16 protein-coding genes and 4 tRNA genes are annotated in these 19,154 nt (G+C 54.1%); 10 read left to right on the forward strand and 10 right to left on the reverse strand.

Features of this window, described 5'->3' with window-relative positions:
* Positions 1-46: 46 nt before the first annotated feature.
* Positions 47-943 (reverse strand): 3-hydroxy-5-phosphonooxypentane-2,4-dione thiolase, encoded by an 897-nt coding sequence (lsrF, locus tag PUV47_RS02825; protein ID WP_274216932.1) that lies wholly within the window; start codon positions 941-943, stop codon positions 47-49.
* Between the two features lie 347 nt (positions 944-1,290).
* On the opposite strand from lsrF, the gene PUV47_RS02830 reads away from it, so the two are divergent.
* The 4 genes from PUV47_RS02830 (at position 1,291) to PUV47_RS02845 (ending at position 5,412) form a co-directional block, all read left to right on the forward strand.
* Complete coding sequence (locus PUV47_RS02830) at positions 1,291-2,232, forward strand: sugar-binding domain-containing protein (protein WP_274217415.1); 942 nt, start codon at positions 1,291-1,293, stop codon at positions 2,230-2,232.
* A complete protein-coding gene (gene lsrK, locus PUV47_RS02835) occupies positions 2,229-3,800 on the forward strand; it encodes an autoinducer-2 kinase (RefSeq protein WP_274216933.1) in 1,572 nt (523 codons plus the stop codon). Before PUV47_RS02830 ends, lsrK begins: the two co-directional genes overlap by 4 nt.
* 54 nt (positions 3,801-3,854) lie before the next feature.
* Positions 3,855-4,214, forward strand: a complete 360-nt coding sequence (locus tag PUV47_RS02840; RefSeq protein ID WP_274216934.1) for a cupin domain-containing protein — start codon at positions 3,855-3,857, stop codon at positions 4,212-4,214.
* A gap of 214 nt (positions 4,215-4,428) precedes the next feature.
* A complete protein-coding gene (locus tag PUV47_RS02845; RefSeq protein WP_274216935.1) occupies positions 4,429-5,412 on the forward strand; it encodes a glutathione S-transferase family protein in 984 nt (327 codons plus the stop codon).
* Between the two features lie 50 nt (positions 5,413-5,462).
* Here the strand turns inward: PUV47_RS02845 and PUV47_RS02850 are convergent, their stop codons facing one another.
* On the reverse strand, positions 5,463-5,918 hold the full coding sequence (locus PUV47_RS02850; RefSeq protein WP_274216936.1) for a DUF4174 domain-containing protein: 456 nt from the start codon (positions 5,916-5,918) through the stop codon (positions 5,463-5,465).
* Positions 5,919-6,083: 165 nt separating this feature from the next.
* Between PUV47_RS02850 and PUV47_RS02855 the strand changes: the two genes are divergently transcribed.
* Entirely contained in the window at positions 6,084-6,566 is a 483-nt protein-coding gene (locus tag PUV47_RS02855; protein WP_274216937.1) for a GNAT family N-acetyltransferase, read from the forward strand.
* Positions 6,567-6,625: 59 nt separating this feature from the next.
* Here the strand turns inward: PUV47_RS02855 and PUV47_RS02860 are convergent, their stop codons facing one another.
* Together PUV47_RS02860 and PUV47_RS02865 are read right to left on the reverse strand one after the other, a co-directional pair.
* A complete protein-coding gene (locus PUV47_RS02860) occupies positions 6,626-7,942 on the reverse strand; it encodes an HlyD family type I secretion periplasmic adaptor subunit (protein ID WP_274216938.1) in 1,317 nt (438 codons plus the stop codon).
* Complete coding sequence (locus PUV47_RS02865; protein WP_274216939.1) at positions 7,929-9,671, reverse strand: type I secretion system permease/ATPase; 1,743 nt, start codon at positions 9,669-9,671, stop codon at positions 7,929-7,931. The genes PUV47_RS02860 and PUV47_RS02865 overlap by 14 nt, the downstream gene beginning before the upstream one ends.
* 856 nt (positions 9,672-10,527) lie before the next feature.
* Here PUV47_RS02865 and PUV47_RS02870 point away from each other — a divergent pair.
* The 4 genes from PUV47_RS02870 to PUV47_RS02885 all read left to right on the forward strand — a co-directional run bounded on the left by PUV47_RS02870 (position 10,528) and on the right by PUV47_RS02885 (position 14,931).
* Positions 10,528-11,517 (forward strand): sulfurtransferase, encoded by a 990-nt coding sequence (locus PUV47_RS02870; protein WP_274216940.1) that lies wholly within the window; start codon positions 10,528-10,530, stop codon positions 11,515-11,517.
* Positions 11,518-11,583: 66 nt separating this feature from the next.
* Positions 11,584-13,377: an FAD-dependent oxidoreductase gene (locus tag PUV47_RS02875; RefSeq protein ID WP_274216941.1), complete on the forward strand. Its 1,794-nt coding sequence runs from the start codon at positions 11,584-11,586 to the stop codon at positions 13,375-13,377.
* A gap of 2 nt (positions 13,378-13,379) precedes the next feature.
* Positions 13,380-14,150, forward strand: a complete 771-nt coding sequence (locus PUV47_RS02880; protein WP_274216942.1) for a (Fe-S)-binding protein — start codon at positions 13,380-13,382, stop codon at positions 14,148-14,150.
* A 103-nt stretch (positions 14,151-14,253) separates the two neighbouring features.
* Positions 14,254-14,931 (forward strand): TVP38/TMEM64 family protein, encoded by a 678-nt coding sequence (locus tag PUV47_RS02885; RefSeq protein ID WP_274216943.1) that lies wholly within the window; start codon positions 14,254-14,256, stop codon positions 14,929-14,931.
* A 116-nt stretch (positions 14,932-15,047) separates the two neighbouring features.
* On the opposite strand, the gene PUV47_RS02890 is transcribed toward PUV47_RS02885, so the two are convergent.
* Together PUV47_RS02890 and PUV47_RS02895 are read right to left on the reverse strand one after the other, a co-directional pair.
* Positions 15,048-15,124: transfer RNA gene (locus tag PUV47_RS02890), tRNA-Arg, on the reverse strand.
* An 86-nt stretch (positions 15,125-15,210) separates the two neighbouring features.
* On the reverse strand, positions 15,211-15,516 hold the full coding sequence (locus tag PUV47_RS02895) for an ETC complex I subunit (protein WP_274216944.1): 306 nt from the start codon (positions 15,514-15,516) through the stop codon (positions 15,211-15,213).
* A 425-nt stretch (positions 15,517-15,941) separates the two neighbouring features.
* Between PUV47_RS02895 and PUV47_RS02900 the strand changes: the two genes are divergently transcribed.
* Positions 15,942-17,429 carry an inorganic phosphate transporter gene (locus PUV47_RS02900; protein WP_274216945.1) on the forward strand — a complete coding sequence of 496 codons (1,488 nt, stop codon included), beginning with the start codon at positions 15,942-15,944 and terminating at the stop codon, positions 17,427-17,429.
* 158 nt (positions 17,430-17,587) lie between these two features.
* Here PUV47_RS02900 and PUV47_RS02905 read toward each other — a convergent pair.
* The 4 genes from PUV47_RS02905 to PUV47_RS02920 all read right to left on the reverse strand — a co-directional run bounded on the left by PUV47_RS02905 (position 17,588) and on the right by PUV47_RS02920 (position 19,053).
* A tRNA-Pro gene (locus PUV47_RS02905) sits at positions 17,588-17,664 on the reverse strand.
* A 20-nt stretch (positions 17,665-17,684) separates the two neighbouring features.
* Positions 17,685-17,761: transfer RNA gene (locus PUV47_RS02910), tRNA-Pro, on the reverse strand.
* Positions 17,762-17,781: 20 nt separating this feature from the next.
* Positions 17,782-17,858, reverse strand: a tRNA-Pro gene (locus tag PUV47_RS02915).
* Positions 17,859-18,210: 352 nt separating this feature from the next.
* Complete coding sequence (locus PUV47_RS02920; RefSeq protein WP_274216946.1) at positions 18,211-19,053, reverse strand: tetratricopeptide repeat protein; 843 nt, start codon at positions 19,051-19,053, stop codon at positions 18,211-18,213.
* Positions 19,054-19,154: the final 101 nt, after the last annotated feature.

Genomic DNA, 19,154 nt, shown 5'->3' on the forward strand with positions numbered 1-19,154 from the left:
GTCACCCGTCTCCCAACCTTTCGCGTTCTGCTGGAGCACTCCTCGATTACTCAGCGGCTTGTGCTTGAGCGGCCTTTTCAGCCTCATAGAGTTCGATGGCTTTCTCTGGCTTCTCGCCATCGTGAACAACAGCGCGTACCGCCTTGATCATCCCAACCGGGCTGTCGGACTGGAAGATATTTCGGCCCATATCAACGCCATGCGCGCCCTGATCGATCGCCTTGTAAGCCATGTAGAGCGCATCCATTTCCGGCAGCTTCTTGCCGCCCGCAATCACGATCGGCACGGGACACCCTGCGACGACTTTCTCGAAACCCTCTTCGACAAAGTATGTCTTGATGATGTGCGAGCCGAGTTCGGCACAGATGCGTGTTGCGAGGCCGAAATAGCGAGCGTCGCGTGCCATGTCCTTGCCAATCCCGGTTACGGCCATTGTTGGAACGCCGTACCGATTGCCGGTGTCAATCAGCTTCACAAGGTTTGCCAGAGACTGGTGTTCGTACTCCGCACCGACATACACATTGGTGGTGATGGCAGAAGCATTCAGACGCACAGCGTCTTCAATATCGACCGCAACCAGCTCGTTTGAAAGTTCTGTGAGAACGCTCATGCCGCCAGAGCAGCGCAGAACCACCGGCTTACGGCTATCTGCAGGCATGGTGGCGCGCAGACCACCGCGGGTGCACATCAAAACATCGGTGTAAGGAACCAGCGGGCGAATGGTGAGATCCAGACGCTCCAACCCTGTTGCCGGACCCTGAAAGTATCCGTGGTCAAACGCCAGCATGACCGTGTTGCCACTCTTTTCCTGAAAAATGCGCGCCATACGGTCCTGCATCCCCCAGTCCAGCGCGTTGGAACCTCGGATAGGAAACGGCTTCACTTCAACCGGAATGTCCTCACAAAAGTTCTTGCCTTCTTTTACATCGTCCATGTCAGCCATAACGCTCTCCGCTCATTGTTGTTAGGCCGCATTCACTCCTCACCGAGAAGCGTCGTTCATGTGAACAGCGACTCATCAATTGCTCACCTGAGTATTGCCGCTGAGAGGCATAGGTCAACCCGATTCACGTTACAAAAATGCGCGCACCGAAACATATGATCACTATCCACTATGGTGAAATTTCACTCAAACCCTTCCAAAAGCGAGGGAAATTCATTTAAAATTTTTAAAATTACGGGATAATCCGGATATATGAAAAACTCATTCCGCAATGAAGGCTTGATCATTTATCTTTGAAGTGATCATATGCACAGCAACAGGGCAGTTGGAGAGACGCTGTGAACGAGATGACCGAAGACCAGACATTTGAACCTCAGGAAGAGGAGCTCATGAGCCGCGTGGCGTGGTACTACTACCACGACGGCATGACGCAGAGCGAAATCGGCACGCGTCTAAACCTGTCACGTATCAAGGTGTCGCGCATGCTTGAGCGCGGCCGCCGTATGGGCTTAATCCATATTCATATTAATTCCAGCTATGGCGGGTGTTTTGAACTCGAAAATCGCCTTCAGCAGCTCTATGGGCTGACTGAAGTGCGCGTCATTCCTGCGAACTCCCAGGAAAACTCCGGAGACAGGCTCTCGGAAGCGGCCAGCCAATACTTCATGGGAAAGCTCAAGAAGTCAGACCTCTTGGCGGTCGGCTGGGGAGCCATGGTAATGGGCGCCTTGCAGAGACTGGCGCAGACGTTGTCGCATCGCGACATCTCACTTGTAAGCCTTACGGGCGGGGTTGCTGCTTACATTGAAGGTATTGCTTCTGGGCGCACTTCTCAAAACGTGCACCTGATCCCTGCCCCATTGCTGGTCTCAAACCCGGATCTGGCAGCAAGCTTGCGCAACGAGCGCCATGTCATGGACGTGATGAGCATGGCAAAAACGGCCAACTACGCTCTTGTTGGCGTCGGCTCAGTGGCCAATCAGGCGACCTTGATCACATCAGGCTATGCAACAGGCTCGCAGTTTGAGGCGTTTCGCCGCCAAGGCGCTGTCGGCGATATCATAGCTGTATTTTACGATGAGAACGGTCAGGTTCTCGACCTGCCGTTTCACAACACTCTTGTCGGGCTGGATTTGGAGGCTCTGCGCAACATTCCTCAGGTGGTTGCTGCAGCATGCGGTCAAGACAAGGTGGACGCCATTCGGGCTGCGGCCAAAGGCAAGCACTTCAATGTGCTGATCACAGATGAGCCGACGGCGCAGGCCATCATCAAGGGAGAAACATCATGAGTCAAAACCAGGGCTATGTCCTGGCTATTGACGCCGGAACGGGCAGCGGGAGAGCTGTCATTTTCGACGCCGAAGGCAGGCAGGTTGCCGTGGGGCAGGAAGAGTGGAGCCATTTGAGCGATCCGCAATTTCCGGGCTCCATGGCTTTCGACTGCGAAGCCAATTGGGCTTTGCTGTGTCGCTGCATCAAGAAGGCTTTGGGAGAAGCCAAACTGAAGGCAAGCGACATCCGGGCCGTAAGCGCCACCAGCATGCGCGAGGGTATCGTTCTTTATAGTAAGGATGGTTCTGAACTTTGGGCCTGCGCTAACGTGGACTCAAGGGCCGCCGAAGAAGTGCGCGCTTTGCAGGCCAATACTCCGGATCTAGAGAAGGACGCCTACCGGATTTCAGGCCAGACATTTGCTCTGGGCGCGATACCGCGTTTGAAGTGGATCGAAAAACACTTGCCGCAGGTCTATGAGCAGACAGACAAGATGTCCATGCTCTCGGACTGGATGCTGGCACGCCTTTCCGGTGTCATTGCCTCCGATCCATCCAACGCTGGAACAACCGGCATCTTTTCTCTAGAAACCCGTGACTGGTGTCCCGATATCGCAGCCCGCGCTGGTATCAAAAACACGATCTTCCCGCCTGTTGTCGAGACAGGCACGCCAATAGGTGACGTCACCGCCAAGGCCTCAGAGGAAACCGGCCTCGCAACGGGGACCCCTGTCATTATGGGCGGCGGTGATGTGCAATTTGGTGCGCTGGGCCTTGGAGTTTCCCGCCCCGGTCAGGCAGCTGTTCTTGGTGGCACCTTCTGGCAGGAAGTGGTGAACATGGGCAGCGCCAAGACAGATCCGGAAATGCGTATTCGTGTCAATCCACATGTGGTGCCCGGCGTAAGTCAGGCAGAAGGTATTGCCTTCATGGTGGGCATGACCACGCGCTGGTTCCGGGACGCCTTCTGCCAAGAAGAACAGCGTGTTGCACAGGAACGGGGTCTGGACGTCTATGAACTACTTGAGGCCATGTCCAGCGCTGTTCCAGTTGGGGCTGGTGGCATCCTTCCCGTCTTTACGGACGTGATGAACTATGGCTCATGGTATCACGCAGCCCCGTCTCTATTGAACCTTTCACTGGATGCCAACACCTGCGGCAAGGCAGAGATTTTCCGCGCGCTACAAGAAAACGCTGCGATCGTTGCAAATGAAAACCTTCGTCTGGCAGCAAACATGGCTGATGTCGAACTTGACGAGATCGTGTTTGCAGGGGGGGCATCCAAGGGCAAGCTTTGGTGCCAGATCCTGTCCGACGCAACCGGCATGCCTGTTAAGGTGCCGGAAGTGACTGAAGCGACTGCATTTGCGGCAGGGCTAGCGGCTTGGGTTGGCATTGGTGTCTATGGTTCGCTGATGGAAGCGGCAGACAAGACCGTGCGGTGGAAGCGCCGCTACACCCCTGACCTGGCTAATCACGCGCTTTACGGCGAGATCACCGAGAAATGGCGCACCGCCTACGCAGCGCAGCGTGCGCTGGTTGATCAAAACATCACCCGGTCCATGTGGAAGGCCCCTGGGCTTTAAGAACGAGGAGGAAGGCGTGGCAATCCTCGGTTTGCGCAGGCGCCTCAAGTAATCATGTTTAAAACAAGCGAAAGCGATCATTCCTATCGGTTTGAAGATCATGGCCCAAAGTACCTGCAACGCGGACCTCGATCTGACATTGGCGTTGTGACCTTGCAGCCCGGCCAGCATTTTCCAGCCCACAAGCACTGCCGCATCGAAGAGAACTTTCTGACCATTGCCGGTGAAGTACACATGTATGTGGACGGCACTCTTCATGTGCTCGGCGTTGGCGATTTTCTCCGCTGTGAGCCCGGGGAAGCCCACTACGTGGAGAACAAAGGCGACGTGCCGTGGAAGGCGGTGTTTATCAAGGCACCTTTCGATCCCAAAGATGGTGTTCCGGTGGATTGGAAGCCAGGGGACGCTGCCTAGTTTGCAGCCCCACCAACAATCAAGGCCGCCGTCATGGCGGTCTTTTTGTTTTCTTGTCCGCGGCTGCTCTTCAAACAACCAAGTGCTCAAATGACGCCCGCACCCCAAAGCCGTTCGCATTTCATGAACAGTCATTCAACCAGACCTGTTGGTGCCCTGCCCACCCAAAAAAGCTAGACTTGTTCCAGAGTGAAATTCCGAGCTGGAGGGTGTCATGGGCAAGCTTGTCGAAGGGAAATGGGTCACCGGCGAAGTTGGCGCGGCGAAGGAAGACGGCGCGTTCAAGCGAGCAGATGCCGTCTGCCGTGACTGGATCAAGGCCGATGGCTCCACCAAGTTCGCACCGGAAGTTGGCCGTTATCACCTCTACGTGGCGGACGCCTGTCCGTGGGCCCACAGGACACGTATTTTTTGCAAGCTGAAAGGCCTGGAAGACGCCATTTCGCTCTCTGTTGTGGACCCCTACATGGGCGAAAACGGCTGGTGGTTTTCAGGGAAAAATGGGACCGATCCAGACCCGATTAACGGCTTTACCTATCTGCATGAAGTCTACATAAAAGGAGACTCCGACTACACAGGTCGCGTAACGGTTCCAGTGCTTTGGGACAAGAGGCTCAACGTTGTTGTGAGCAATGAGTCTTCAGAGATCATTCGCATGTTGAACTCGGAATTTGTAGGCGTTGCCGGTAACGACATCGACTTTTATCCAGAACACCTTCGCGAGAAGATTGATGAGCTCAATGCCTGGATCTACCCGACCATCAACAACGGCGTCTATCGCTCAGGTTTTGCACGCTCTCAAGAGGCTTATGAGACAGCTGTTTCAGAGGTTTTTCAATCCCTCGACAGGCTGGAAGAAATTCTCTCATCTCAACGCTATCTGGCGGGTGATACCATAACAGAGGCGGATTGGCGTTTGTTCGCGACCTTACTGCGGTTTGATGCCGTGTATGTTTGCCTATTCAAGACCAACTTGCGCCGCATCAGCGACTACCCAGTCATCTCTGCCTACCTCCGCGAGTTGTATCAATGGGAAGGCATAACTGAAACGATCCACATGGAGAATATCAAGGCGCACTACTTCAAGTCACTGAGGACGATCAACCCATTCGGTATTGTTGCCAAAGGACCTGATGGCATTGATTTTACAGCGCCTCACGACCGTAGCCACATGCCTTCACAGGTGGCACGGTTCTGAGCATCGGTTTGTGGAAGCGGAACAGGGGCGATGCTGAGGCACGCCCTGGTTCACTTGATCTCGTCGTTTGAACGCATTTCAATTTGGCGCATTGGCATGGCATCAATGATTGCGAACAGATCAGGCGCTTCGATTACACCCTCGCGCCTGTGCTTTACGCCTCCGTCTTTGCCAATCAATACGACCTGCTTTTCTTGGCTTTCCACACTCACCAGGGATCTCAACTTCGCCGCATCCATCTCAGGCGCAGGCTTTCCGATGACACGGGCCCTGTCCTTGGCGACTTCAAAAAACAGAAGATTCCGCTCCTTCATCTCTGCCTGGTTTTCATCATAGATCTTGCGTTGTGTGCGCAGCAAAGCCGCGTCCTTACTATCGTCAAAAACCAATAGCAGGCGGTTTTTCCATTGAAACTCTGAGAGGTCGGCATAAACGGCACTGCTTGTTGCAAATACCGCTAACGCACTCAGTCCGATCATCCATGAGGCAGTCCGTTTGGAAGGCATATAAGCTCCTTGGTTTGATCTGCATTACGGAGACCGGCGGATTGGGGTTCATTTTGCAGCAAAATCCGCTGCCTAATCTTTCAAGTTTCAAATATGTTCCATATTTGTTCCAATCTCCTTTTGGTTGTGCTAGATACAAGCCTCTTGCACTAAGGAGAGCGCGAAATGGTTGTGGTCAGGCACCTGGAAAAAACAGACCTGGATGAGCTTTTTGCTGTTTCGGTAACGGAAGAGCAGCTTAAATTTGTTGGCACCACTCAGGAGATCGTGGAAGCAGCGCCGGACACAAGCCACCTGCACGTGATTGTCGACGGGGACAAGATCGTCGGTATGTTCAACCTCGACACCGCCTACCCCAATACCTACGACTTCGCGAAGACGGGTGAGCTGGGCTTCAGAGCATTCTTGATCGGCCATGAGTACCAAGGGCGCGGACTGGCGAAAAAAGCCATGGAAGCCCTTCGAAAGCACCTGGAGGCCCACTACGCCAAGCACGGATCCATCGTCTTGACGGTGAACTGCAAAAACCCAGTAGCCTATAGACTATACCTAGCCACCGGTTTCGAGGATACGGGCGAGCTCTATCATGGAGGTGCGGCGGGACCGCAACATATCCTTCGCATGGTCTATGCAAAAAACAGCGACTGAAACAAAAACGCCGACCTCATTTCGAGGTCGGCGTCATGAATGCCTATCATTTGTTCCGATCAGCTTTCGCGCAGTGCGTGGGCAATCTGATCACGAAGCGGCTTCAGCAGATAAGATAGAACCGTGCGAGAGCTGGTCCTGATGAAACCTTCAACCGGCATTCCGGGCACCAGAATTTGACCCTCGAGCCGCTCGAGTTCGTCCTCACTGATCTCCAGCCGCACCTTGTAATACTGCTCGCCGGTTTTCTCATCCTGTGTCAGGTCTGGAGCAACGTGCTTGACCGTGGCAAACAGCTCCGGCGTTACGCGCTGATCCAGCGCAGCAAGGCGCACCCGCGCCTCCTGCCCGATTGTGACCTGATCCACATCAGTCGGACGCACCCGTGTTTCAACAACAAGGTCTACCGTGTCGGGAACGATCAGCATCAACAAAGCACCTGCCCCAACAACACCGCCCTCGGTATTGACTTCCAACTGGTGAACCAGTCCTGATGTTGGAGAGATGATCTCGATGCGGTTCAGCCGGTCTTCAGCTGCGGTTTTCTGTTCTTCCAACTGGGCAATTTGGGAACGGGTATCCTGCAGTTCGGACAGAACATTTTCAAGAAAGCTTTCATCCAACTGAAGGATTTGAATGCGGCGCTCGCTGATCCCTTCTTTGGTTTGGGCAATCTGGGAAATCAAAGCCCCTCGATCACCAACCAACTCAGCTCTGTCACGCTTGATCGCGGTCACCTGAGAGGCATTGACCAAACGCTTTTCCATGAGCGTTTCAAAGTCTGCGAGCTGGTCTGAGATCAGCGCAATGCTTTCAGCCTTTGCATCTCGCTGCACTTCAAGCCCCTTGATCTGCTCTTCAAGCTGAGAGATCTGCTCTACCAACTGGCGCTTCCGCCCTTCCAAAGCCCGTGCGCGGGCCTCAAACAAGGCTCTTTCACCATTGACCGCCGTCGCTGCGTTTGGGCTCGTGAGTTCCCGCGCTGTCAGGTGGAGTGGGAACTTGACTTCATCCAGCTGCTGCCACTCGGCATTCAGGCGCGCTTCACGTGCATAGAGTTGGTCCAGTTGCTTGGAGGAAATCTCCAAGTTCGCCCGCACGACCGTGTCATCGAGGCGCACCAACAAGTCACCCGCCTCAACACGGTCGCCCTCTTCCACATAGATTTTGCCAACAATGCCGCCTTCCTGATGCTGAACCTTTCTCGGTTGCCCTTCGACGACCACAGAGCCAGAGGCAATCACGGCACCGCTGATTTCTGCAACGGCTGACCAACCGCCAAGCCCACCAACAAGTACCCCGACCATGGCGAGGCCAAGCCAAGTATGCTTGCGCCGGGAGGCACGTGCTTTTTCAAGAGCCCTATTTTCTGTCATGAGCAACGGCCCCCACTGGTGCTGGCTTTCCTACGCTCGCACCAACCTTTTGTAGTACTTCATCTTTCGGTCCAAACGCCACTTGCTGACCTTCTTTGATCACCAAGAGGTAGTCCACCGTCGCAATTGCACTCGGTCGATGCGCGACCACGATCACGATACTGCCCTTTTCACGAAGCGCCTTGATGGCTTCCATAAGCGCGGCTTCACCCTCTGAATCGAGGTTCGAATTGGGCTCATCCAAAACAACCAGAAAGGGCTCTCCATAGAGTGCCCGAGCCAAACCGATGCGCTGTCTTTGCCCCGCAGAAAGACGGGCTCCCCCATCCCCCACTTGAGTGTCGTAGCCATCCGGCAGGCTTGTGATGAGATCATGAACATTGGCCATTCGAGCGGCACGCAGAACATCCTCATCCTGACGCTGAGCGCTAAAACGCGCGATGTTGTCGGCAATGCTTCCATCAAACAACTCGACATCTTGAGGCAGATAGCCGATCGCCGCGCCAAGCCGCTCCTCACTCCACTGATTGGGCTCAGCCCCATCAAACCGAACGGACCCGCGCAAGATAGGCCAAACGCCGATAAGCGCCCGTATCATGCTTGTCTTTCCGCTGCCAGACGGGCCGATCACGCCCAAGCCATCCCCTGCGCGCAGCTGGAACGTTGCCCCCTTGAAGGTGAGCACCTTCTCGCCGGGCGCTGCGGTGGCAAGATTTTCGACGGCAAGATTGTCCTTGGGGAGTGGCAGTTCGGTCTGCGGCTCCTCCTCGTCCATGGCCTGCAAAGCTTGTTCGAGCCGGGTACGACTTTGACGAGAGGCCAGAAACCCGCGCCAATGAGCAACTGCCTGTTCAACAGGTGCAAGCGCACGCGATGTAATGATCGAGGCTGCAATCATTACACCGGGAGAAACTTCTTGCTTGATGGCCAGCCAAGCCCCTACGCCAAGCACAGCAGATTGAAGGATGAAACGCAGGGCTTTGATGACTGTTGCAAAGAATGACTGCCGGTCCGCCGCCTTCGACTGGACGTCATAGTAGTCTTCATTGGAGCGCTGCCACTGTTCCACCAGAGTTTGGTTCATGCCCATGGCCCGGATCACCTCCGCATTCCTGCGGGTGCCGTTTACAAAGCCGCTGCGCTGGCCGTTCATCATACTCAGGGCGCGGCTAGGCTCACGTGAGAGAAGCTCATTCGCAATAACCAAAGCTAAAATCACCACAGCGCCAGCAAGGGCAAGAACGCCAAGCCAGAAGTGAAGCGCGAACACGATGGCCAGATAAACTGGCATCCACGGCACATCGAAGATTGCCGATGGACCCTGACCGCCCCAGAACTGGCGCATGGTTTCAAGATCCCGGACCGGATCCACGTTCTTGCCTTGCGCACCGAGCCGCAGAGGAAGCTTCAAGCTGGCAGCATAAGAGGCTGCGGAAAGCTGCGCATCGATCTCCTGAGACACGCGGTTCAAGCTTCGCGCCCTGATGCCCTCCAGCAGAGCAAAGAAGACATAGAGCACACCTGCGAACACCGCGATGACAATGAGTGTGGGGACGCTGGCACTGGACAGCACCCGGTCATAGATCTGCAACATGAAGATCGGGCCTGTCAGCATCAACAGGTTGATGACCAGACTGATAGCCCCGATTGACAGGTATGCAGAGCGGCAGGACTTGAAAGCCTCTGTTATGGGAGAGCGCTTTGACCTACGGGAAACTGATTGAAGCATCAAACAACTCAAATCGATAAAAGATGGGGCAAACAATAGCCAGAAGATGCCTATAACGCCATGATATTCCTACTACACATCTGTATAAGTCATGGCTTGTACCCGCTGCCCACAGACTACTGCAAGCTGCTGGAGTTCATTGGTTAAAATTAGAGTGTTCGAGCCAGTATCCAAAACACTCGGCAATGCTGCACATCAGAACTACCCTAGGACAGATGGCCGGTTATTGTTGCCCGCCAGTTCTGTCACTCGGAGCTAGAAAGTTGCATGGCGTTTTTGCGCTTCAGTGGATGTTCGATCCGTGATGTGGGTCTCAAACTCTTCTTGCCATGCACTTCGGTTACCCGAACCTCAGGCATCCATGCTGGCTTTAGGTGCGCCCCGCAAAAACCGCAGAGGATCGCCTGCCGGATTAAACACTAAACCCTTCCCTGAATTCTACTCAGAGAAACCGTGTAGGAGGCCCTGTCTTCGGCAAACGACTTCTGCCTCACAATTGCAACTCACTCGCATTTTCAAATAGAAATAAAATAAACCATCCAAACAGAAAATATTCGTAAGTAATAACCGAAACGGCTATCAACAGAGGCCAAACAAATCAGTAGTTTTTATATTTTACAAATCAAAAAATCCAATAATTTCAATATAGTAGTGTCTATTACTTATATTGCCAAGATCATATATCTCATCGCAATATCCAGAAGGAGCTAACACTAGGCACGGAGTGAACCAAGAGCCTATCCATGAACCGCATTGCAGCATGTTGGTCTGGGTCTCTTGGTAAAGCCTGTTAGTGAGGGAGTTTTGGGGTTTTCTGGATTTGGAGCAGGCCCCATCAAAAAAAGGCGAGATCATCATGTTCAAATCCACTACAAGCAAACTGGCATTGGGGGTCGTTGCACTGGTCGTAGTCGCGGGCTATCCAGCTTACCGCTACATCTTCGGGGCAACTGTTGTAGACGTTAACTCTACGGAACAAGCGCAAAAGATTGAAGACTACGCAAATCCAGCGGCATTTACGACACCACTTCAACTCGCAAAGATGATGAAGGAAGACGACAAGCTGATCGTCATTGGCGCGTTGAACCCTGCAAAGGGCGATACCCCGATCAGTGGTTCCTTTACATTCTGGCGGGGCGATTACTCTGCGCAAAAGAGCGCCTATGACTATGGCGGAATGCGCAATACAGCAGAAGAAATGGAAGACCTGCTGAGCCGAATTGGCGCCTCTCCAGACAGCCCGATTGTAGTATATGCAGCCAACAAGCATCATGACGCCGCCCGCCTCTACTGGCAGCTCGGCCTGCTTGGCCATGAAAACGTAAAGTACCTTGACGGCGGCCTGAACGCATGGCTTGGCGCAGAGCTTCCTGTCGGCAATGCAAATCCAACAGTTGAGGCGACCGACTACGTGGCCCCAAACAAGAATGAAACCAAGCTTGCCACAATCGAAATGGTACGGAATGCGATTACAGATGATGACTGGGTCATCATCGATACCCGCGGCACCGACGAATTTGATGGCACAAGCGTCAAGTCCGGTGCTTATGGTCCGGGCGCCATTCCGGGCGCTGTCCACATCAACTGGACCAAAGCCGTCAACGAAGACAGTACCTTGAAGACTGCTGCCGAGTTGAAAGCTCTTTACGGTGATCTCATCAAGGGCAAGAAGGTCATTTCCTACTGTCAGTCTGGTGTTCGGTCTGCCCACACGACAATGGTTCTGGAAGAAGTACTGGGAGCAACAGACGTCTACAACTACGACGGATCCTGGATTGAATGGAGCCACGCTTTTTATGAGGAAGGCCGCGAAGGCATAGAAATCATGAATGGCGGGAAGAGCTGATCCCAAGAACAGGGGCATCTCTAACGAAGAGATGCCCTTTCCTCCTCATTCAAGGGAACGGTAGAAATGAAACACGTCAACTTCAGTCAGCCTCTTTATGACACGGCTCAAGAGATCGTGGACGGCTGCATGGGTGATGCAGCTCCCGCCTGCCAGAGCGCATGCCCTATGCACACTGACGTGAAACAGTATGTGAAACTGGCCGCCGAGGGCGAATACCAGCAAGCTGTCGACGTCATCAGACAAAAGATTTTCATGCCGCAGGTGCTTGGCCGCATTTGCGCGCATCCTTGCGAGGCTGCGTGCCGTCGCAATGAAGAGTTCTCGCAGCCGATCAGCGTTGCCGCGATCAAGCGATTTGTTGCTGAAAAAGCGGACAAGAAAGAGAACTGGAACCTTGCTCAAGCTCCAGCAACGGGCAAAAAGGTTGCTGTTGTAGGTGCCGGACCGGCGGGCGCACAGGCCGCTGTTGAGCTGCGCCGTCAAGGCCATGCCGTGACCATCTTCGAAAAACTCAAGGTGTTTGGCGGTATGATGCGCGTGGGCATTCCTGAGTACCGCCTGCCGCGTGATGTGATCGACTTCGAATATGGCTATCTGGACATGATGGGCGTTGAGGTGAAGTTTGGCGTTGAGGTTGGCAAAGACATCACCTTCGATGAACTGCGCAGCGACCATGACGCGGTCATTCTGGCTCATGGTGCCCATGTGGGCTCCATCATCCCGATCAAAGGTCACGAGGCCGAGGGCGTCTATTCGGCCGTTGAGTACCTCAAGGAAATCTCCGAGACACGGGCGTTCCCGCGCGCAGGCAAGCGGATCCTCGTCATTGGCGGTGGCGACGTTGCCATGGACTGCGCCCGCTCCTCTTGGCGCATTGGTGCCGATGAGGTTCATCAGTGTTCTTTGGAGGAAATGGAGGCCCTGCCCGCCAGTCAGGTTGAAATTGACGAGGCAATGGAAGAACGCGTTGCTTTCAACGCTGGTTGGGGGCCGAAGGAAATCCTTGTTGAAGATGGCAAGGTGGTCGGCGTGGTTCTTCAAAAGGTGTTGAGCATCTTTGATGGAGACGGAAATTTCTCACCGGCTTACAGCGATGAAACCCGAGAGGTAGCTGTAGATACAGTGATCTTCGCAACCGGACAGGTTGTCGCCGATATTACTGACGGTGCGCTGGAACAAGGACGCGGTGGCCGCTATGTGGTGAACAAGGATACCCTTGCCACATCCCTGCCAGATGTTTTCGTTGCCGGCGATGCCTCTGGCGGTGCCATTGTGGTTGAAGCCATGGCACTTGGCCGCAAAGCTGCCCTCAGCATCGAACGCTTGTTTACTGAACGCGCTTTGGAGGCGGATCGGAACCTTGAAGAGGAAGGCGCCTACAAGACCCGCCTTGATGTTCCTCTGCCGGAAGGTACCGTTGACACGCCGCGCATTCACCACAACACCCGTCCGGCCGAAGAACGCAAGCGGGACTTCATTCAGGTAGATTTGGGGCTCACCGAAGAGCAGGTCACGAGCGAAGGGGATCGCTGCCTCCAGTGTGAATGCAAGCTCTGCATGAATGAGTGCGTGATGATGAACGATTTTGGCGATTGCCCAAAATCTCTGTTCAGCGACTTCATCGAGAAAAAAGAGATGGAGCCGTTGCTGGCATACTCATGCAACGCATGCGATCAGTGTACGATTGTTTGCCCAAAGGACTTCCCGATGAAGAGCATCTTCATGGGAGCCCGCGCAGACTTCGTGAAAGCCAACAATGGCCACTCGCCAATTCCGGGCCACAAGGCCATCGAGATGCACCAGAAACTTGGTTTTTCTCGGATCTTCACAATGGCAAAGAAAGCAGTGGGGCGGTAACGATGACAAACAAGATTTTCATGCCGGGCTGCAGCCTGCCCTCTTACAATCCAGAGGCCGTCTCCAAAACAGCCGCCTATCTGAAGTCCGTCTACCCAGACATGGGTGCCGTGCAAAAGTGCTGCGGCAAGCCAACGGCGGCAATTGGTCAAACAGAGAAGTTCAAGGAACGCTTCGCTGACCTGCAGAAGGATTTCGACAAGGTCGAAGCAGAAGAAGTGATTGTGGCCTGCCAGAGCTGCTTTGGCATGATCACGAAGAACGCCAGCGGCCAAAAGCCGGTGTCTCTCTGGGCGCTGCTGCCGCAGATCGGCCTGCCGCCTGAGCTGGTAGGAAAAGCAAAGAATAGTGACGTGACTTTCACCATTCACGATTCCTGCTCCACCCGTTTTGAAACCGAGCTTCAGGAAGGTATTCGCTGGGTCCTCAAGGAACTTGGCTACAAGGTCGTGGAACCCAAACACACGCGCGAGAATGCCCGTTGCTGCGGCTTTGGCGGCATGGTTGTTCCGGCGAATCCCGATCTTGCAGATCGCGTCATTAAACGCCGTGTAGAAGAGTTTGAAACCGACTACGTGGTGGTTTACTGCGCGGCCTGCCGTGCCTCCATGATGGGCATTGGGACGAAGTCCTGGCACATTCTGGACCTTCTGTGGGGGCCTGTGGTGATGCAAGGCGACGAGCCGCCTGCCAACGTACTGGCCAGCCCCGTCAAATCCTGGATGAACCGATATCGCAGCAAGGTTGGCCTCAACCGCTGCATGGCTTGCTAAGCCAAGTGATAACCTGAGCGCCCGTGGGGAGGAAATGGGCGCTCTGGTTGCTTGAACCAACGCCTTTGGGCCAACTCTACTAATAAATTGGAAAGATAGGCCAATGAAATATGTCTATATCGTCATTGCCGCAATTGTTGTCGCCGCGCTGATCTACGCTGCCAAGCAGACGGGAATGCTGGCACTTCTCACTGATGTACAAGGACTACAGGCCTGGATCTCCAGCTTTGGTGCCTGGAGCTACATCGTCTTTTTCCTGGCCTTTATCGCAGCCTGCGTGTTCATGCTGCCGGGAAGCGCCTTCACAATTGTCGCGGGTATCGCATTCGGGCCCATCATTGGAGCCATCATCTCGCTTCTGGCTGCAACCGCCGGCGCAACCGCCGCGTTCATCGTTTCACGCTTTCTGGCGCGTGGTCTCATCCTTGACAAGTTCGGCTCCAACCCGATTTTCAAGAAAATTGACGACGGCGTGAAAGAAAATGGCATGAGCTTCCTCATCCTGACCCGTCTTGTACCGGTGTTTCCTTTCAGCTTGCAGAACTATGCCTACGGCCTCACAGGTATCAGTTTTTGGACCTATGTGCTTGTATCGCTGGTGACCATGGCCCCTGGCGCCTTCATCTTCGCCTACATGGCAGGTGACATTGCCACCAACGGCGTCTCTGTGATGTTGCTGGTGAAGTTCGCAGTGGCTGGGCTCATTCTGTTCGGCGTGTCTCTCATTCCAAAATACATCGCCAAAAAACGTGGCATCGACCTTCAGGCACTCTCCAAGTAGGACCTGAACAAGCCAACACGAAACGCCGCTGCAGCCCATGCTTCAGCGGCTTTTTTTTGCCTGGAGCCCACGCACGACGGCGCAAGCCAAGCCATTCAACATAAGAGAAGAAATAATGGCGACCCCTGCAGGATTCGAACCTGCGACCATCGGCTTAGAAGGCCGGTGCTCTATCCAGCTGAGCTAAGGGGCCGTATCGCGCGCGAAGGCCTTGCCCACACGCGTCTTGCTGGTGTGGCGTTTCATAAGCCACTCACCAAAATATCTCAATGCCCAATTTCAATGAGTCCACGGCGCAGCGCGGTCATAGCGAAAATTGTCTGAGTAGGACGCGATACGTACCTTGCGCGGCTGCTTTTCAACCACACGATAAGGAATCTGATTGCGCTGTGCGAACTCAATCGCCTCTTCTTTGGTCTGAAACGTCAGGCGAACCTGCTGCTTCATGTCCGAGGAGGTTGTGTAGCCCATCAAAGGCTCAATGCTCTTAGCTGCGGATGGTTCGAAGTCGAGAACCCAGTTCTCGGTCTTTGCCTTTCCGGACTGCATTGCGGTTTTGGATGGCCGATAGATGCGCGCAACCATGTTCGAGCCCTGCCCTTCAATTCTTTTGGAAACGGGCCTCACGATGAGGCTTCAGGTCGTTTTTTCCGAAATTTCTGTTGCTTGTCAATGAGCCAATCCAACTAGCCACCGTATTTGCCCCGATTAGCCAGCGAATCTGTTCCCGCTGAACTGTTCTTGCATGCAGAAGAGATGCACTGGTTGCTCCTGTCGAGCCGATATCCGTGAATTGGGTGCGAGTGCTTTGTGACGACGGCATTTAGTTGTTGCCTGCCGCGTTTTTATCGAGCTATGCCACCGTCATAAAATTGTAACATTGCAGCTTAAGCGCCACTGATCACTCCCCTTTCGCCAGTATTGCGACAGTTAGAGGTCAGCGGCCCCTGGAAAGCTCGTAGTGGGACAAAATCTTCACTTAAAAGCACTGCCAGAAAGCCAGAATCTGCATGAGCAACACAACGCTTAAGCCCACACTGGATAAAGATCTTGAAAAGGTTTCCCGCCTTCAGGGCGCCAACACGTTCCTCACTGCCCGCTTTGCAGCACCAAGCCTGAGCTTTGTGTTCCTCCTGCTGGCCATGGGCATATCCAGCATTTACATGACCGGCGAGCTTGGCACCGGAATTGTCATTGCAGCAGCCGGTGTTGGGGCCTATCTGGCGCTGAATATTGGCGCAAATGATGTTGCCAACAACGTCGGCCCCGCCGTTGGTTCTCAAGCACTTTCCATCACCGGAGCCCTGATAATTGCCGCTATCTTTGAGAGCGCAGGAGCGCTGATTGCTGGTGGCGATGTGGTTGGCACCATTTCCAAGGGCATCATCGACCCTGCCACCGTATCGCAAAGCGATGTGTTTGTACGGGTGATGCTGAGCGCCCTCGTTTCTTCCGCACTCTGGGTCAACCTGGCCACCTGGATTGGCGCACCGGTCTCTACCACGCACGCGGTTGTTGGCGGTGTGATGGGCTCTGGCATGGCGGCATCAGGCTACAGCTCGGTCAACTGGGATACGATGGGCTCAATTGCCGCCAGCTGGGTAATCTCTCCAGTCCTCGGCGGCTTGATCGCAGCCGCATTCTTGTTCTTCATCAAGACTTTCATCATCTATCAGAGTGACAAGATTGCTGCTGCCCGGCGCTGGGTCCCTCTCCTCATTTCAATCATGGTGGGCGCTTTTTCAGCATACCTAGCCATGAAAGGCTTGAAGAAGGTTATTTCCATTGCGTTGTGGCAAGCGCTGCTTTTCGGCTTTGCAGCCAGCCTCCTCAGCTATCTTGTCGTCAAGCCGCTGATTGCGCGGCAGGCCGAAGGACTGGAGAACCGAAACCAATCGCTGCGCAAACTGTTTCGTATGCCGCTGATTTGTTCTGCCGCCCTTCTTTCTTTTGCCCACGGCGCAAACGATGTTGCGAATGCCATCGGCCCCCTGGCGGCCATTGTGCATACCATCAGCGCTGGAGAGGTTGCCGCCAAGGTTTCCATTCCGCTTTGGGTCATGGTCATCGGCGCCTGTGGCATCTCGTTCGGCCTGTTGCTTTTCGGCCCAAAACTCATCCGAATGGTGGGAGAACAGATCACCAAGCTCAATCCAATGCGCGCGTACTGTGTAGCACTCTCCGCAGCCATCACAGTCATTATCGCCTCTGGCTTTGGTCTACCTGTCAGCTCGACTCATATTGCTGTGGGCGCGGTGTTTGGCGTTGGCTTCTTTCGAGAATGGTACACCCGCTCCTCAAAGCGCCGCGTGGACTACATGCACTCAGAAACCGGCCGCAGCAGCTATACTCAGCTTACAGCCAAAACCAAGCGCCCAAAGCTGGTGCGGCGTTCGCATTTCACAACGATTGTGGCGGCCTGGGTGATCACAGTTCCGGCTTCAGCCGGTGTATCGGCCATGGTCTATGCCGCGCTTACCGGCCTCCTGATGCCGTGAGCGGTCACAAGCAAGCAATGCAATGAGAACGAAGCTCGCCTCAATGGCGGGCTTTTCTTTTGCTCTTCCAACAGTTTCTGCGAGAAGAAACGACAAAACCGCCATGAGCCGTCGTAACCGGCGCATTGCGTTGAGCATGAAAGATATTTTTGGAGAAATGGTCGGGGCAGCAAGATTCGAACTTGCGACCCTCTGGTCCCAAACCAGATGCGCTACCAGGCTGCGCTATGCCCCGACTACAGAGATTTCAAGAAATGGTCGGGGCAGCAAGATTCGAACTTGCGACCCTCTGGTCCCAAACCAGATGCGCTACCAGGCTGCGCTATGCCCCGACAGCAGAGATTTGAAGAAGTGGTCGGGGCAGCAAGATTCGAACTTGCGACCCTCTGGTCCCAAACCAGATGCGCTACCAGGCTGCGCTATGCCCCGTGGCTTCTTCAGTGCCCTGCACTGTTTCTTGAGGGGCCTTATATTCAGATGACAGGTTTATGGCAATACCAAAAATGCGATTTATCCAAAACGTCGGTGGATCAATCTTATTGGGATTGTAGATAACCGGATAACTCCTAAGCCTCTGAGAGATATCTGAAAAAAGAGGCAGGTCCAGCCTGCCCCAAGGTGTTTCCAGAGTTCCGCCAAACCAAAAAGAGATAAGGCGACACGTAAAACATGAGTTTTACAATCATATTTATAGCCAGCCGCAGCCTTTCCTGTCAACCGAACCTTAGAAAACTAAAAAGCCCGGCTTGGGGCCGGGCAATTCAATTGCTGAAATTCTGAATTATTGGCTCGCAGCAGCAGCTTGAGCTTGCGGTCGGTGAACGGACAACCAGTTATCCGCCCATTCGGCGGCGCGGCGACGCTCATTTTCAGAAGCAAGCGCGAAAGCGCGCTCGTGGGTCTTTACGATCCAGTCATCGGTGCTCGTTGTGACCTGCCTGCGGGCCAACGTCATCCACTGAAGACCGACAAGCTTGGCATTTCGCATGGAACCAGAGGTATAAATCAACTCACCAAACTTCGCCTGGGCCCCCACGTGCCCTTTGGCGGCTGCAAGCTTCAGCCAGCGCGCGGCCTGACGGGCATCATGCAATGATGTATCCGGCGACAAATAAAGGTTGCCAAGGTTGAACTGCGCGTCTGCATCACCAAAGTAAGAGGCCGCATAGGTAAACAACTGGCGTGCTTTTGCAACATTCGGCTTCACCGGGCTGTCGCCAATGCCAGTCATGTAATAGGAACCCAGCGCGACGATGGAATCCGCCACGAGAGAAGCTGATGGCGAATCCCGACGATCCTCCGAATAGGAACTCGCTACCTGAGAAAAATACCGGAACGCACGAAGGTCATCTTCCTTCACACCATCGCCAACTGCATACATCTGGCCGAGTTTCCAGGCTGCAAGTGGCTGGCCATGCTCTGCTGCATAATGCAAAGGATCAATCGCGGCTGCCTTGTCACCTGCGAAATAGGCCTTAGCACCCATCTGCAGTGCCTGAAGTGGCGTAATTGCGCCAGTAGACTTAGGCGTTGACTTATCGAGTTTCTCAATAGCTTTCAGCGGGTCATCATTTTGATGATCGATGCCCTGCGCATACGCCGCCTGCGTTGCGCCAGCCAGCATCAAGACCGCTGCACAAAGTCCTGCACCTGCACCCATAACGTGTCGAGCACGTTTGTTATGTCTGCAAAAATTACTCATGACCCAGTATGGCTCACTACCCT

Origin of the sequence: Pseudovibrio exalbescens (genome assembly GCF_028737195.1) — a bacterium.
GTDB lineage: Bacteria > Pseudomonadota > Alphaproteobacteria > Rhizobiales > Stappiaceae > Pseudovibrio > Pseudovibrio zosterae.